Source organism: Enterobacter cloacae complex sp. IR5458, assembly GCF_049238025.1.
Classification (GTDB): domain Bacteria; phylum Pseudomonadota; class Gammaproteobacteria; order Enterobacterales; family Enterobacteriaceae; genus Enterobacter; species Enterobacter kobei.
Genome location: NZ_JBMKIF010000035.1, coordinates 24,453 through 38,315, shown reverse-complemented (window position 1 = coordinate 38,315; position 13,863 = coordinate 24,453). Strand labels below are relative to the sequence as shown.

Annotated in this window: 16 protein-coding genes and 1 pseudogene; 5 read left to right on the top strand and 12 right to left on the bottom strand. The window is 50.7% G+C overall.

The genetic code is table 11. From position 1 onward, the window contains the following. From tuf to bfr, 3 genes and pseudogenes are all read left to right on the top strand, one after another. A pseudogene (gene tuf / locus ACOTYN_RS21770) lies at positions 1 to 135 on the top strand (elongation factor Tu); the annotation flags it as partial. Positions 136 to 314: 179 nt separating this feature from the next. Next, entirely contained in the window at positions 315 to 509 is a 195-nt protein-coding gene (gene bfd, locus ACOTYN_RS21765; protein WP_008503493.1) for a bacterioferritin-associated ferredoxin, read from the top strand. 72 nt (positions 510 to 581) lie between these two features. Beyond that, entirely contained in the window at positions 582 to 1,061 is a 480-nt protein-coding gene (bfr, locus tag ACOTYN_RS21760) for a bacterioferritin (RefSeq protein ID WP_014885483.1), read from the top strand. A gap of 34 nt (positions 1,062 to 1,095) precedes the next feature. Here the strand turns inward: bfr and ACOTYN_RS21755 are convergent, their stop codons facing one another. Genes ACOTYN_RS21755 through gspC form a run of 12 tightly spaced genes read right to left on the bottom strand, consistent with a single transcriptional unit; the run spans position 1,096 to position 11,804 of the window. Beyond that, positions 1,096 to 1,875 carry a prepilin peptidase gene (locus ACOTYN_RS21755; protein ID WP_048339401.1) on the bottom strand — a complete coding sequence of 260 codons (780 nt, stop codon included), beginning with the start codon at positions 1,873 to 1,875 and terminating at the stop codon, positions 1,096 to 1,098. A gap of 1 nt (position 1,876) precedes the next feature. Further along, complete coding sequence (gspM, locus tag ACOTYN_RS21750; protein ID WP_063434748.1) at positions 1,877 to 2,350, bottom strand: type II secretion system protein GspM; 474 nt, start codon at positions 2,348 to 2,350, stop codon at positions 1,877 to 1,879. Continuing rightward, positions 2,343 to 3,551, bottom strand: coding sequence for a type II secretion system protein GspL (gene gspL, locus ACOTYN_RS21745; RefSeq protein ID WP_332959076.1), 1,209 nt, complete (start codon positions 3,549 to 3,551; stop codon positions 2,343 to 2,345). Before gspL ends, gspM begins: the two co-directional genes overlap by 8 nt. Continuing rightward, on the bottom strand, positions 3,484 to 4,443 hold the full coding sequence (gene gspK / locus ACOTYN_RS21740; protein ID WP_023331449.1) for a type II secretion system minor pseudopilin GspK: 960 nt from the start codon (positions 4,441 to 4,443) through the stop codon (positions 3,484 to 3,486). Before gspK ends, gspL begins: the two co-directional genes overlap by 68 nt. Continuing rightward, positions 4,440 to 5,021, bottom strand: coding sequence for a PulJ/GspJ family protein (locus tag ACOTYN_RS21735; RefSeq protein WP_014885478.1), 582 nt, complete (start codon positions 5,019 to 5,021; stop codon positions 4,440 to 4,442). Before ACOTYN_RS21735 ends, gspK begins: the two co-directional genes overlap by 4 nt. Continuing rightward, positions 5,014 to 5,382, bottom strand: a complete 369-nt coding sequence (gene gspI, locus ACOTYN_RS21730) for a type II secretion system minor pseudopilin GspI (RefSeq protein WP_023331447.1) — start codon at positions 5,380 to 5,382, stop codon at positions 5,014 to 5,016. Before gspI ends, ACOTYN_RS21735 begins: the two co-directional genes overlap by 8 nt. After that, positions 5,379 to 5,879, bottom strand: coding sequence for a type II secretion system minor pseudopilin GspH (gene gspH, locus ACOTYN_RS21725; RefSeq protein ID WP_063862386.1), 501 nt, complete (start codon positions 5,877 to 5,879; stop codon positions 5,379 to 5,381). The genes gspI and gspH overlap by 4 nt, the downstream gene beginning before the upstream one ends. A gap of 2 nt (positions 5,880 to 5,881) precedes the next feature. Then, positions 5,882 to 6,325, bottom strand: coding sequence for a type II secretion system major pseudopilin GspG (gspG, locus tag ACOTYN_RS21720; RefSeq protein WP_014885475.1), 444 nt, complete (start codon positions 6,323 to 6,325; stop codon positions 5,882 to 5,884). A gap of 9 nt (positions 6,326 to 6,334) precedes the next feature. Continuing rightward, entirely contained in the window at positions 6,335 to 7,534 is a 1,200-nt protein-coding gene (gspF, locus tag ACOTYN_RS21715) for a type II secretion system inner membrane protein GspF (protein WP_071922835.1), read from the bottom strand. Next, positions 7,531 to 9,006 carry a type II secretion system ATPase GspE gene (gene gspE, locus ACOTYN_RS21710; protein WP_063862388.1) on the bottom strand — a complete coding sequence of 492 codons (1,476 nt, stop codon included), beginning with the start codon at positions 9,004 to 9,006 and terminating at the stop codon, positions 7,531 to 7,533. The genes gspF and gspE overlap by 4 nt, the downstream gene beginning before the upstream one ends. Then, positions 9,003 to 10,988: a type II secretion system secretin GspD gene (gene gspD, locus ACOTYN_RS21705; protein ID WP_139243860.1), complete on the bottom strand. Its 1,986-nt coding sequence runs from the start codon at positions 10,986 to 10,988 to the stop codon at positions 9,003 to 9,005. The genes gspE and gspD overlap by 4 nt, the downstream gene beginning before the upstream one ends. Next, positions 10,989 to 11,804, bottom strand: a complete 816-nt coding sequence (gspC, locus tag ACOTYN_RS21700; protein ID WP_081367700.1) for a type II secretion system protein GspC — start codon at positions 11,802 to 11,804, stop codon at positions 10,989 to 10,991. Positions 11,805 to 12,005: 201 nt separating this feature from the next. Between gspC and ACOTYN_RS21695 the strand changes: the two genes are divergently transcribed. Both ACOTYN_RS21695 and ACOTYN_RS21690 read left to right on the top strand, forming a co-directional pair. Then, the gene (locus ACOTYN_RS21695) at positions 12,006 to 13,427 is read left to right on the top strand and encodes a peptidoglycan-binding domain-containing protein (RefSeq protein ID WP_170860686.1); all 1,422 of its coding nucleotides are present in this window, start codon (positions 12,006 to 12,008) and stop codon (positions 13,425 to 13,427) included. Beyond that, positions 13,424 to 13,789 carry a hypothetical protein gene (locus tag ACOTYN_RS21690; protein ID WP_023337880.1) on the top strand — a complete coding sequence of 122 codons (366 nt, stop codon included), beginning with the start codon at positions 13,424 to 13,426 and terminating at the stop codon, positions 13,787 to 13,789. Before ACOTYN_RS21695 ends, ACOTYN_RS21690 begins: the two co-directional genes overlap by 4 nt. Positions 13,790 to 13,863: the final 74 nt, after the last annotated feature.

Below are 13,863 nucleotides of genomic sequence, written 5' to 3'. Positions count from 1 at the left end.
GTAATGCCAGGCGACAACATCAAGATGGTTGTGACTCTGATCCACCCAATCGCGATGGACGACGGTCTGCGTTTCGCAATCCGTGAAGGCGGCCGTACCGTTGGCGCGGGCGTTGTTGCTAAAGTTCTGGGCTAATTAATTATCCCCGAATTAAAAAAGGACGCTTCGGCGTCCTTTTTTGTTTTGTGCTGCTCAGGTGTTGTCACAAACTTTCGCATTTTTTGCCTGCACCCGCCCCGTATTCTGGCGTTTGTGCTATTGTAATCATAACCATTCTCACTTACACTTTGCGCATAATTTGAACGGGAGTCTCTATGTACGTTTGTTTATGTAATGGTGTAAGCGACAAAAAAATACGTCAGGCCGTTCGCCAGTTTCAGCCTCAGTCATTTCAGCAGCTTCGCAAATTTGTTCCGGTTGGAAATCAATGCGGTAAATGTGTACGTGCTGCACGTGAAATCATGCAGGACGAGTTGATGCAGATCCCGGAATACAAAGAGATCGCGTAAGCGCCCATCTTTTTTTTGACATCCCCGTAGCCCGATCTACGCTTCAATGAGTGGAAGCGGAGGGACTATATAATGAAAGGTGATGTTAAAATCATAAGTTATCTCAATAAATTATTGGGAAATGAGCTTGTCGCAATCAACCAGTACTTTCTTCATGCGAGAATGTTCAAAAACTGGGGACTTAAACGTCTGAACGACGTTGAGTACCATGAATCTATAGATGAGATGAAACACGCCGATAAATATATCGAGCGCATTTTATTCCTTGAAGGTATTCCAAACCTGCAGGATCTCGGCAAGCTGGGCATCGGTGAAGATGTCGAGGAGATGCTACGTTCCGACCTCAGGCTGGAACTTGAAGGTGCCAAAGATCTCCGTGAAGCCATTGCCTATGCCGACAGCGTTTTTGATTATGTCAGCCGTGACATGATGATTGAGATCCTTGCCGATGAAGAAGGCCATATAGACTGGCTGGAAACCGAGTTGGATTTGATCGATAAGCTGGGTATTCAAAACTATCTGCAGGCGCAAATCCGCGAAGAAAAAGAGTAGTTGATACAGGAAGGAAACCCTCCTTCCTGCCTCCTCACAGCGTTGCCCAGCAGAAACAGCCCCAGCCGCTCAGTGCCAGTGCCGGACCGAAAGGTATCGGATCACCGAAATGCCCTTTTTTTACCCACAGCAGAAGCCCGTAAAAGATCCCTGCGATTGACGCTACGTAAAGGATCACGGGTACCTCTCGCCAGCCGCACCAGGCGCCCACTGCCGCAAGCATCTTGAAATCCCCGTAACCGATCCCTTCTTTGTGACAGATTAAGCGGACCAGCCAGTAGAGCAGCCACAGAATTAAATAGCCGGCAGCGGCACCCACAATGGCGTCCTGGGAGGAAACAGGGCCAAAAAAGGCATTAAACAACAGGCCAACCCACAGTAACGGTAGCGTGAGCTTGTCGGGTAAAAGGTAATGCTGCAGATCGATCACGCTGAGTGCGAGTACAAACCAAAAGAACAGAAAAAGCGCCAGTGACATTATCATTGATGCTGGATGGAGGGCATAGCAAATGACGGCCATCATCGCACAAAGCCCTTCCAGCAAGGGATAGCGTGTTGAAACAGGCTGGCCGCAGTGGCGACATTTCCCTTTGAGAAGCATCCAGCCGAGCAGGGGAACCGTGTCGTACCAGAACAGTGGGGTTTGACACTGGCAGCACCGGGAGCCAGAGAACGTAAACTCTGACGTTGAACCCGCCTCGCCTGTCGAAGACGGTCGTAAAATCTCGGCAGGCAAACGCCAGGTGAGTATACCCATTGCGGTTCCTGACAGCAGGCCAATGATGAGAAACAGAGTAACCAGTGAGCTATCCATTTTATTTCACTCCGAGCGTCAGGCGCGTCAGGATTATAGTGTCCGTACCCTGTTCACTGGCGTGGAATTCAAGTTCCGCAATCCGCAGACCGTAGTCTCCCTGTAGCACTGCCAGCCAGTTCATAAAAGCGTCCATCCTGAGAGCGTCGGCCGATACAGTCAATTCTCCGCTATCGGTGCGCTGGAGTTTTGCGGCAGTGCCCAGCATGTGCAAACTGCTTTTAACCTGATTCTCCAGGGAGCCTGATGGTCTCTTTTCCGGAAGAAGAGCTGCAGCCGAAACCTGTTTCTGCAACCACTGCAGATCGCGTTGCACCTTAACATAGCGGGATTGCATGGTGTCCGTAGCCTGCTTCAGGGGCTGGTAGAGCCCAAACCAGAAAAGAATGCTGACACCGCAGACAAGCAGTGCGAGTAGCAGCCGCTGTTCACGCGGATCTTTTTGGTGAAACCATTCCTGAGCGCGTTTAATCATTTCGAATCGTCCATAATCCCTGTTCATGTTTATCGACTTTGAGTGAGTAGCCAGCCAGTTTTTGATTTAAAAACGCCTGGATCTGTTGGTCATCGCGGGTAGAAATAAAAAGACGTAAATCATTACGTGCCGGGTTATAACTCAACCCTTCCAGCGCCAGTTCCGGGAAAGCGGACAGATGAGCCTGAAGCTGTTGTAAGAGCAAATAGGGGGCAGGCGATCGTTGCTGTAGCTGCCTGGGTAAATAGGTACGCAGATTACGGGTATGCCTGTTTTCTGGAATATAACGTTGCCATTGCTGCGTCAGTGTGTGGCTCAGCTGTTTTTCATACTCCCGAAGTTGCAAATACACGACAACCTGAGCCAGACACGCACTCCCGGCTAACAGGAGAAGACTGCAAAGCGCCACGCGTTTGATATTGGTGGACCAGAAAGAGCGCGGGGCAGGCGGGCGCATTTTCCCGTGCAAAAGGTTAGCGGGTGGTTCCTGTGGATGGAGTGTCAAACTATGACATGCGGGATGCGTTTCCTTCGCGGAAAGGCCAGCTGGCAGTGGACCGTAGCTGACAACCTCTTGCGGGGGATAATGCGCTAGCAGCTGTGCCAGCCAGGGTTCTGTCAAATGGGCAACACTGTTCTCATGCGTTCTGAGCAACCATCCACCGCTGTCTGATAATACCGTCCAGCCGCTTTCACAGGCTGGCAAGCGAAGGGCGTCAATCGTCGCATGCGTGACGTTAAAACCAGCCCCGGCAAAGAGACGAAGTTGGGACATAAGCCAGTCGGCGTCAACGCCAATGACGGAAACTCGCGTTCCCTCCCGAGAGAGTAGCGTCCAGTGCAGCGAGGGCATGCCTTCGTCCAGTGTTTCATCCGCAAGCCACTGAAGTTTTTGATCGGTCAGTTCGTAATTTTCGTCTGGGATGACGATTATTCTGCTCGTTGCCTTTTGGGCCGGAATAACGAGATGAGTGCATCCTGATGCCGGGCGTGCGGCAATCTCCGGCAACTGTTCTGTTGTCAGACTCTGAACCTGGCTGTAGCCACATCCATCATATTCCACCCATTCAAGGGCATTCGGCGTCGATCCAGAAAGGCGGATAAGCAGTTTCGTCGCAGGGACGTTAACTGCTTTATTGTTCGCTACTGCCATCCGTAAGCTGGCGTAAATAGAGTTTGAGTGTTTTAGTTTTTTCGTCATAAATGAAAAATGTGCGCATACCAAAGGTAAGGTCACCCTCATGAACCGTGGATGTGGTCAAAAAATAACTGCTGCTGGTTGTAATCTGTTTTTTAAGCGAATCCACCAGCGGTTTTGCTGCGCTGAAATCCTGTTGGGCCTGGTAAAGAAAATCCTCTACCTTTTCCCAGCCATTTACAGGACGTTTTTTCAGGAGCATTTTTGCATCTGACAAGCTGATATTGTTGAGGAAGAGGGCTGCCAGAAGCGGCGCTTGCTGCTCAGTAAGGGTATTGATATTAATGGCGAGGTCACTGCTGAATCGGGTGCAGATAAAAGGGGCGAGTTTTTGATAAAGCGCGTCAGTCATCCCTTTAATTTTGCGCACTTCTGTGGGTAAAAAGAGCACCTGACCGGCGGTCAGGTAGCCTGGCTGACTATGTTGATAGTATTCGTCTTCTGCACCTTTAACGCGCGTTGAGTCGTTATCATCGATGTAGTCTGCGATGGATTGTGCGATCTCTTCTGCCCGGTATTTTTCAACGGCGAGCTTCTCCAGTAGGGCGTAAAACACGCTGATTTCATACGGTGGCGTCGCCAGTGGTTCTTCCGGCGTATTCTTCAGTGCGTTCAGGTTGTAGCAATGGTGCAGATCGTTTATCTGCCAGCTGACGTCGGTGTCGTCGCCAGGACTCTCCGAGTGGGTGAGTACGTCTCGAGGCTTCTCCTGAAAACGTGCCATAGATTGTGCTTCAGCGTAGAGCAGAGCGTATTTCCCCTGCAGGCTATCATTGATGCGCCGGGTGCGCTGGAGCTGAACCTGAAAACTTATCGTCATCTCTGCTGCCAGCGCAGCCATCAGCGCCAGAATCATTAAAACGATCAGCAATGCAGAACCTTTTTGCGCGTTCATTGCGTCGCTCCTGCAGGTTGGCTGGCGGCTTTTTTTTCCGGAAACCAGCCGGGCAGGACAACGTGTCGGGTTATTTCCGCTTTACCGTCACGCTCCAGCGTTATCGTGGCTGTCGTTGACACGCTCTTTTCATCCGCCGGCGTCATTGTTGCAGAAAAATGGGAGACATGATCCAGCAGGGGCTGTGGTGCCACGTCCTTTTCACTGTCGGATGAGTAGCGTACTGCACGGAATAATGTGTCGTTTTCGATATACCAGTGGACGGTCGTTAAAACGAACGTTGCCCCAAAAGGCATTGCGGGATCCCGGGTTTGTGTTGTGAAAATTACGCTCTCTTTTTCACTCAAGAAGGGGAGCGGTGTTTGCCGGTTTTTCCGCGGGACATACTGCATTAAATCATTTTCAAGCATGAGCACGGTGTGCTGGATGGCCTCAAAATCATCGCCAGTCTTCTTGGCTCGCTGGTACTGTTCGGTTGCCTGGGAGAACACCTGAGAGGCCAGAAAGCTGAGCGTTGAGAAAATGACGATCGCCAGCATCACTTCCAGAAGCGTAAAGCCGTTGGGGACTTTACTCATGCTTCGCCTCCGTTTTCTTACTATCTGAAGACCAGGCATACAGGCTGAGGGTTCGGCCATCAGACGTTATCACCCTGGCCTCTTTCTGAAGCAAAGGAGACGAACTTTTTTTCCCTTCAACCAGTTGCCAGGAGAAGGTCTCATTTAATTGAGAAGAGGCTCCCTCTTTGGCGGCGAGTTGTCCGTAAGTCGAGGTCACGAGTACGTTGTCTGCAACCCAAAGCGCTAGCGTTTCCTGTTTTAACGTTTCCAGCGCTGAAAGCTGCCATTGCATACTGTTGAGGAGTGCAATAATGGCGGTCGCAAAAATAGCCATTGCCAGCAAGACTTCAAGCAGCAGCATTCCGCTTTGTTGTTTCATTGCGGTTCCTTAAAGCGAATGACCTCAAGCGGCAGTGCGCCGTGTGATTGCAGGATGGCGATTTTTTCGCCATCTTCAGCGTTGAAAACCACTGAAAAGGGAGTGACTTGTCCATCGGGCAGGATGACGATTTGCGGTTTGGCCTCCTCCGACGAGGGTGTCACGTCAGGCCTGGCCGGTGCGTCCCAATCGCCGCGTAACGGCAAATTGTCATTGTTTGCTATTTCCTGCCACTGCCATTCACCGGTGCGATCCTTTTTCGGTGCATAGAAAAGCCAGCCGTCAGTAGTGAGCTGAAGGCCGACGGTATGTTTTTCCAGTAGCGCCACGTCTGACATGTATTTTGCTGTCTGTCTGAGGACATCGATCTGCCGCAGTAGCTTTCCGGTAGCGCTCAGCCTGTCACTTTGCATAGCGACAACGCCCGCTGCCGCCAGGGCGATGATGACCATAACCAGCATCACCTCCAGCAGTGTGAATCCTTTCTGATGGGCCATTTTTAGCGTGACTTTTTATCGTTATCCCAGTTGTGGATATCATCCTCGGTGCCGGTTTCAGCATCAGGACCTGTGGACATGATATCGATCGCGCCATGCTCACCCGGGCTAATCAGGATGTAGTCATTCCCCCACGGATCGGCGGGCAGACGGCGGATATAACCGTCCGGGTTGTAGTTTTCAGCCCGGGGAGCTTGCGCTGGGGCGGTAATAAGCGCCTCCAGGCCCTGTTCTGTTGTGGGATAACGATGATTATCCAGCTTGTACATATCCAGCGCATTTTCGAGAGCAATAATATCGCTGGCGGCTTTTTGCCGGTCTGCCCGATCCTTATTGCCCATTAAGTTAGGCACCACCAGGCTGGCCAGAACCCCCATAATCACGATGACGACCATCAATTCCATAAGCGTGAAACCACGCTGCCTTTCCTTCTTCTGCGCTTCCATGATTTTTCCTTAATTCATCAATGAGTTGAGTTGTAAGATGGGCTGCATGATCGAGACAACGATAAACAAAACGATCGCTGCCATGACAACAATCAGTGCCGGTTCAAAAATCGCCAGGGTCAGCGAAATGCGGTTTTGCAGCTGCACCTCCTGGTTATTTGTCGCACGTTGCATGAGTTCCCCGAGCTGACCGCTTTTTTCTCCGGAAGCAATCATGTAAATCATCATGGGGGGAAATATTTGCGTCTGCTTCAGGGACTGGCTGATGCTATTTCCCTGGCGCACACTTTCTGCTGCGTCGCTGAGCCGCTGTCCAATTTCACGGTTGCCCACACCTTCTGCTGAGAGCGACATCCCTTCCAGGAGTGGAATACCGCTGCGATTGAGAATACTCAGGGCGCGCAGATAACGGGCGCTATTGATCGCGCAGACCAGCGGGGAGGTAATGCGAAAAGCGATGAGACAGCGATGAAAATGATCCCGGTTTTTCCCGCGCTTCAGCCAGAAAGAGAATAGCGTTCCACCACAGATCAGCGTCAGTGCGATCCAGGGACCGTATGTCGACAGAAAGTGACTCATCGCCAGTAACGTACGGGTGGAAAGCGGTAGCTCGTGCTTAAGATGAGTGAACTGTGCGGCGACCTTCGGTACCACCGTGGTAAGCAAAATGATAACCACCAGAATGGCGACCGTGGTGAGCAGGGCAGGGTAAATCAACGCCTGTGTGAGTTTGCTGCGCATTTGCTGACGTGCTTCATTATATTCGGCCAGCCTTTCAAGAACGGTGCCCAGCTGGCCGACCGTCTCTCCCGCTTTTACCAGGGTGCAAAAGACCGTATCAAACAGACGAGGGTGGGCTTGCATGGCCACCGAGAGGGGCTGCCCTTCCAGAACGGCGAGGTGCAGAGAAGTGATGACGTCGGCCAGTTTTTTATTTTCTTTTTGCTGTTGGACAACGGCGAGCGCTTCATCCAGCGGCAGCGCCGCGGCGATCAGCGTCGCCAGCTGACGCGTAAAAAGCGTTAATTCGCTGTGGCTGATTCGTGTCGAAAAAGCCCTGAGGGCAACCTTGGGTCGCTGCCGTTTTAGCGTTTGCGGTAATAACCCCTGGCTACGCAACTGCGCGACCATCTCTCTTTCACTCGCGGCCTCACTCAGCCCCGTATGGCGGTTTCCCCGCGCGTCCGTCGCCGTCCAGTGAAATTTCATTGGCGCCCATCCGCTGGAGTCTGACCTTCAGAGGTCACCCGCAGAATTTCTTCAAGTGAAGTCATCCCTTCTGCCGCTACGCGAAGACCGTTTGCCAGCAAGCTGAGGTGATGACGACGCTGGATCTCTTCCAGCTGCCTTTCATGGCGCTCATTGTGAATAGCGTCACGCAGTTCTGGCGTGGCGAGCAGCAGTTCATGGATCGCCATACGCCCCTGATAGCCGCTTTGTCTGCAAGCGGGGCAGCCTTTTGCTTGCCAGAGTTGGGATGCATTTATCCCGTGGGCTTGCAGAAGCTGTAGTTCCTGAGGCCGCACGGCGTGAGCCGTTTTACAGTGGGGGCATAGCCGTCTGACCAGACGTTGGGCAATCACCCCAACGAGCGAGGAAGAGAGAAGGAACGGCTCAACGCCCATATCCCGTAATCGCGTTACGGCACCGCACGCGCTATTGGTGTGGAGAGTGGAAAGCACCAGATGCCCGGTCAAAGAAGCCTGAACCGCAATTTGAGCGGTTTCGTTATCGCGAATTTCTCCTACCATGACGACATCAGGATCCTGACGTAAAATAGCGCGTAGTCCGCGGGAAAATGACATATCTACGCGGCTATTAACCTGGGTTTGTCCGATGCCTTCCAGTTCGTATTCGATCGGGTCCTCTACCGTAAGCACATTGCGTTCAGGGCTATTTAACGCGGAGAGAATGGCGTAGAGCGTGGTGCTTTTCCCGGAGCCCGTTGGCCCCGTGACCAGAATAATGCCGTGGGGAAGGGCAAGCAGATTCTTCAGACTGTGTGTGTCTGCCGCTGACATATCCAGTTTATTGATGGATAAGCGCAGACTACTTTTATCCAACAGACGCAGAACAACACGTTCGCCATGCTGCGACGGGAGCGTCGACACACGGACATCCACATTTCGCTGACCAATTTTTAAGGTAATGCGTCCATCCTGCGGCAGCCTTTTTTCGGCAATATCCAGTTTGGCCATGATTTTGATACGTGAGATGAGTAAGGCCGCCAGTTTTTTATTCGGATTAACCACCGGGCGCAAGATGCCATCAACCCGGAAGCGGATACTCATCGCTTTTTCAAACACTTCAATATGAATATCTGAGGCGTGTTCTTTAATTGCTTCGCTGAGCACGGCATTAATAAGCCTGATAACCGGCGCGTCTGACTGCTCGTTCAGCAGATCTTCATTCGTTGGGATCTCTTCAGAGAGAGTATTGAGATCGTCGGAATTATTAATATCTTCGGCAATTAACTGGGCTGACCCGCTGTTCTGCTGGTAAATAAGTTCTAGCTTTTCGGCAAACTGCTGCGGGGGGAGCCGGGTAAAACAGGTGCACTCTGGCGCAACGGATGCGAACTCGAGCAGATGCTCAAGTGTGACATCTGTCGAGTAGAAGAGAGTCTCTCCTTGTAAGGCAATGCCATAGCGCTGCGCTTTTTTCCATGCGTGCTGACTCATTCCGTTCGACCTTCCCTGAACGGATTTTTGGCGTCCGGTGTTGCCGGTGCATTATTAAAAGCCCGATCTTCAAGCTCTTTGATGTTGTCGACGTTAATCAGTGTTTCACTTTGCTTTTCTCGTCTCTCTTTTTGCAGATCTTTGAAATTGGTGTATTTCTCACGTGAGAGTGAACGATAGACCTCATCGTCTCTGATAATGGTCGGGCGGATAAAGACCATCAGGTTACGTTTGCTTTTCTCATTGGATGTGTAGCGGAAAAGCTGTCCCACCAAAGGGATATCTCCCAGTAGGGGAACTTTTGAAACTTCTTGCTTACTGGCGTCATCCATTAAACCGCCAAGCACAACGGTTTCGCCACTTTTCACCAGGACGGCATTCTGTATTGTTCGGGTGTTGAAGGTTGGGCCGAGCGAGGAAGAGCTTGTCGATGTGTCGACGCTGGAAACCTCTTGCTCGATCTCCATCAGAACAGAATCACCCTCGTTAATCTGCGGGGTGACTTTTAACTTGGTCCCCACCGTCTTACGCTCGACGGTATTGTAAATATTATCGCCGGAGGTCGTCTGGGAACCGGAAAGTACGGGCACATCCTGCCCGACGTTGAAGGCTGCTTCTTTATTATCAAGCGTAACGATGCTGGGCGTAGACAGGATGTCGTTTTTGTTGTCGGTATTGAGTGCTGTGAGGAGCACCCCCCAGTCGCCGTTGAAAAAACCTGCCGCAAGGCCGTTATAATTACTGAAGAGGTTGTAAGCTGGGTTATCGCTGGTGATTCCTCCGTTTGCTTTGAATTCACCCACGCCCTGTGCCGCGTTAAAGATTGGCAGGCCAGTTTTGGTAAACTGTTGTCCACCAACGTTTTTCTCAGCCCACTGCACACCCAGGTTCAGACCTTTACCGTCCTGAACTTCAACGATAATCGCTTCCACCAGAACCTGTGCACGACGAATATCCAGCTTAGCGATAACCTCATCGAGTTGCTGGAGAATACCCTGATCGGCGGTCACAACCAGTGAGTTGGTTTGTTCATCTGCAGTAATAGAGATATCGCGGCTGCTGCTGGCTGCCGTATTGGTTGTGCCACTTTTGCCCTCTTTCAGTTTTTGCGTGACACCGGTTAAAACGTCAACAAGCTTATCCGCTTTGGCATATTTCAGGTACCATACCCGCGTGTTTCCTTGCCCTTGCTCCTGGGTATCAAGACGTTTTACCAACTCAGTAATTCTTGCGCGGGCGCGTTCTGAGCCTCTGATAATCAGCGCATTGCTTCTTTTATCGGCAACGATGTGCGTCTGGAGTGTCGCAGGTTGTGCCTCTTTTGCGTTCTCACGCGACAGCGTGTTAAGGACATCGGCAAGATCGACAGCGGAAGCATATTTCAGCGGGATAATTTGCTCTTGCTCGTCACCCATGACATCGACACGTTTAATGACTTCCAGCATGCGATTGACGGTTGATGCTTTGCCGGTAATGACCAGCGCATTAGAGGGCTCATAATGCGAGACGTTACCGACATTACCGCCATCGAGCATTTGACGAAGCAGAGGAGACAGCGATCGTGCTGGAACATTTTCCAGAGAAACAATACGTGTCACCAGTTCATCACCCTTGCCGGGCTGCGTGTTACTGGTAAGCTTTCCTGGAAGATTTTTCACGGTTTCTGAACGCACGACTTTCAGCAGGCCATTATCAAGAGTAATAAGTGAAAAGCCATAAAGGTCGAGCACGCTGAGGAAAAATTGATAGTATTCCTCTTTATTAAAGGTATCTACGCTTCTGACGGAAATGGATGCTTTAACATCGGGATCAATCAGAATCGTTTTCCCCATGTTTTGTCCCACGATGTTGACAAACGTTTGAATGTCCGCACCGTTAAAATTCGCCGTGTAATCAGCTGAATATCCGGGCTTAGCGGTGGCGATGAGCAAAAAAAACAGCGAAAGCGCTTTCAGTCGCTGGCTTGCGGAGGTTCCATCCATTTATTTATCCTGACCGTCCTGGAATTGTTGAACGGCAACATTAATTAGTTTTGGTGATGCATTTCGCAAGAGGGTAATCTGAGCCGTCTGCAGATGTCTAAGTGCCTCCTGCGCCTGGGTTATATTCGCCTGTTGCGTTAAAGACATATTGTTAAGCTGAATAGCAATGTCACCAGGTGCAATGGCTGTCCGTGAAAATAATTCTGTATTACCGCGAGGTAAAAGGCGCAATCCTAGCAAGACATTTTTATCAACGACAGGAATCGCTTCAATAAAATCTGACAATGTGACATCTGTTGGTGCCGGCTGCTCGTTCACTTTTTCTGGCGTTGCGGCAGGTGGCGTCAGTTCGGTAAGCAGCGTAAGCTGCGCGGTGTTTCCGCCTGAGGAGAAAAACACCTGGTTCTTAGTGATATCAATGATGCGCGTGCTGTTGGATGATTTAAGCACATCATCAATAGAATAGACATTCTGTTCCCCCCCTTCCTGCAGAATGGCCCGGGACGATAATTTATCTGAACTATGAATAATACCGCTTAAATGGATATGGGACAGAGTATCTACGTTGCCACTCACTAATGGGGGCGCGTCAATGCGATTATTGACTGACGATGATAAATTCCATTTATATTTTTCATTAAAATTATTCAATGGCGTGATGATATCCTCATTAATCAGCGACGCTTTGTTATTACCCCACTGTATATATGCTGAGTAAATGAAGATAAAGATACCCATAGCGCTAGTCAATATAATCATAAGGCTCAGGGTGCGATACGATAACGCATTTTTCACTAAGGGAGAGATGGTTGCCATGAAATCACTTTTAAGAATGACTAAGAGTGAACGTGTTTCTTGTTTAAGTCCGTCATAATATAATCAGTCATTGGCACGCAGCAAGTCATATGCAATATATATCCCTGTTTTAGGAATAGAATAATTTTCGAGGTAATGCGGCTATTCATGGATGAGCTAAATACTTTTTATACTACGCGGCATTGTCTGATTCGGGACAGCATGTTTTCCACGTTAATTCAGGAACAATGGCTAATATTACAGGGCGGTAAAGGGTCAGGAAAAAGTGTGCTTGCGCAAGGGGTGATTAGCGCGTGGCCTTATCGCGCGCTCACCATCAGCCCTTTGAACCGAAAAGGTTACCTGTGGGAGTGGGTGATTATTGCGGATTCGCAGACGGATAACAGTCTGGCGGGAAAAATATTCCCTGTTGAGAAGCTCTGGGAGGAGCTGTACAGCGCGGGGACCGTGACACACGGCAGTATGCCGCTGTTTGTCCTGGAAGATGGACACCGAATCTCCAGGGGGCTTGTTTCAACGATTCTGGCGTTTATGACCATGATGCCGCAAGCCCGATTGCTACTTACAGGGATATTCAACCGTCGTCAGCAGCGCGAGTTACGGGTATTACAGCCGGTATGGTTTGAGATACCCGCGCCGGACAGTAAAGATTACCGCAAGGTGATCTCCTCTCATGCAGGCATTGTCCCTGAGACAACCAACACTCTTCCGGAACAATTTATCAGACGATGCATGAGACGTTGCGATGGCAATCTTCATCTTGCCGCGCGACTGGGAGGGGTTATTCGTCGTAATAAGATGGAGGGGGAGGAACATGCCGCCTCTATTATTGACGCTTCTCTTCAGCGTGAGGCGTTGCGTTACCTGCCTGCACCTGACCGTCAGGGCGTAACCTGGTTGCTGCTGTTGGTGTTAACGGTGTTATGTGGTGGTGGAGGCGCATACTTCGCCAGGCCTCTTTCCCAGTGGCTGCCACCGCTCACAACGTTGCTTCCTGTAGAATTCTCAAGACCTGTCTCAACTCATGCGCGACTGATGGCAGAGACGATGTCTACCAATGAATCGCTCAGTTTACTGTTTAGCGTCTGGGGGTATGAGGTAGACAAAGGAGAAGCCTGGTGCGATCAGGCATACCGGGGCGGGATGGCCTGCCTTTCCGGCACCGAAACGCTTGAAACACTGTTGTCTGACGGACTTCCCTGGGTCGCCACCCTGGAAGTTGATAGCGCCAGTTTCCCTGTCGTCGTGATCGGGGGAGGAGAGAACACGCTTACCGTGCTGTCAGGAAATCAAACATGGATCCTTGATAAGGCATGGTTCAGCCATGTCTGGACAGGGAATGTGACGCGAATGTGGAAGCCATCGCCCGACGGCAACGCAAGCATAACAAAGAAGAGTAGCACCGATGACATTGTCTGGCTTGATACGATGCTGAGCCGCGTGCTGAATGTCGAGGCGGAAGGGACGGGAGAATGGAGTTCGCTGCTAACTGAGAAGGTTCGCCAGTTTCAGGCGCAAAATAAGATTAAAGTCGATGGTGTGATGGGACAGTTGTCACTTATCAGGCTATGGCAAGCCCTGGGTGAAAGTCCAACGTTGATTCAGGAAAGAGGGACGATATGAGCGAGCAAACGGAAACCTCTTTGCAGTCCAAAGTACGCTTTGTCCGGCCAGATATGCCGCGCCCGCTTTGGGCGGGGATATGCATCGCATTGTCCTGGCTTTTATATAGTGTGGGTTGCGCGATGGTCGGGTATTACCTGTACCGCGGGATTGCTCTGCACGCGTCTTCATCACCAGAGCCTCAGCATTATCGGCTTTCTGAGGAGCACTATATCTATAAGAAGCGTCCCTTGCCGGTGCCGGTGGAAGAGACGGATGTTAGTGTGTCGGAGGAAAGCGACGCTGAGCATCCGGTTGCTGCCGGAGAAAAGGGCGATCTTGAAGCGCGTGTTAAGCAGGCGATAGCAGATATTGACCAGTAGTGTACGTGTCTTGCAAAAGGTTGGTTATTATCGACACAGTCGACTTGCATTAAGCCTGTAAATACGTATAATGC

Excerpts from the sequence above, each read along its gene's own strand:
- bfd (WP_008503493.1), top strand. The coding sequence starts at position 315 with ATGTACGTTTGTTTATGTAATGGTGTAAGCGACAAAAAAATACGTCAG.
- ACOTYN_RS21735 (WP_014885478.1), bottom strand. The coding sequence starts at position 5,021 with ATGAGTAAAGTCCCCAACGGCTTTACGCTTCTGGAAGTGATGCTGGCG.
- gspL (WP_332959076.1), bottom strand. The coding sequence starts at position 3,551 with ATGACGAAAAAACTAAAACACTCAAACTCTATTTACGCCAGCTTACGG.
- gspF (WP_071922835.1), bottom strand. The coding sequence starts at position 7,534 with ATGAAATTTCACTGGACGGCGACGGACGCGCGGGGAAACCGCCATACG.
- gspD (WP_139243860.1), bottom strand. The coding sequence starts at position 10,988 with ATGGATGGAACCTCCGCAAGCCAGCGACTGAAAGCGCTTTCGCTGTTT.
- gspK (WP_023331449.1), bottom strand. The coding sequence starts at position 4,443 with ATGAACGCGCAAAAAGGTTCTGCATTGCTGATCGTTTTAATGATTCTG.
- bfr (WP_014885483.1), top strand. The coding sequence starts at position 582 with ATGAAAGGTGATGTTAAAATCATAAGTTATCTCAATAAATTATTGGGA.
- gspG (WP_014885475.1), bottom strand. The coding sequence starts at position 6,325 with ATGGAAGCGCAGAAGAAGGAAAGGCAGCGTGGTTTCACGCTTATGGAA.
- ACOTYN_RS21690 (WP_023337880.1), top strand. The coding sequence starts at position 13,424 with ATGAGCGAGCAAACGGAAACCTCTTTGCAGTCCAAAGTACGCTTTGTC.
- ACOTYN_RS21755 (WP_048339401.1), bottom strand. The coding sequence starts at position 1,875 with ATGGATAGCTCACTGGTTACTCTGTTTCTCATCATTGGCCTGCTGTCA.
- gspI (WP_023331447.1), bottom strand. The coding sequence starts at position 5,382 with ATGAAACAACAAAGCGGAATGCTGCTGCTTGAAGTCTTGCTGGCAATG.
- gspE (WP_063862388.1), bottom strand. The coding sequence starts at position 9,006 with ATGAGTCAGCACGCATGGAAAAAAGCGCAGCGCTATGGCATTGCCTTA.
- ACOTYN_RS21695 (WP_170860686.1), top strand. The coding sequence starts at position 12,006 with ATGTTTTCCACGTTAATTCAGGAACAATGGCTAATATTACAGGGCGGT.
- gspM (WP_063434748.1), bottom strand. The coding sequence starts at position 2,350 with ATGATTAAACGCGCTCAGGAATGGTTTCACCAAAAAGATCCGCGTGAA.
- gspC (WP_081367700.1), bottom strand. The coding sequence starts at position 11,804 with ATGGCAACCATCTCTCCCTTAGTGAAAAATGCGTTATCGTATCGCACC.
- gspH (WP_063862386.1), bottom strand. The coding sequence starts at position 5,879 with ATGGCCCATCAGAAAGGATTCACACTGCTGGAGGTGATGCTGGTTATG.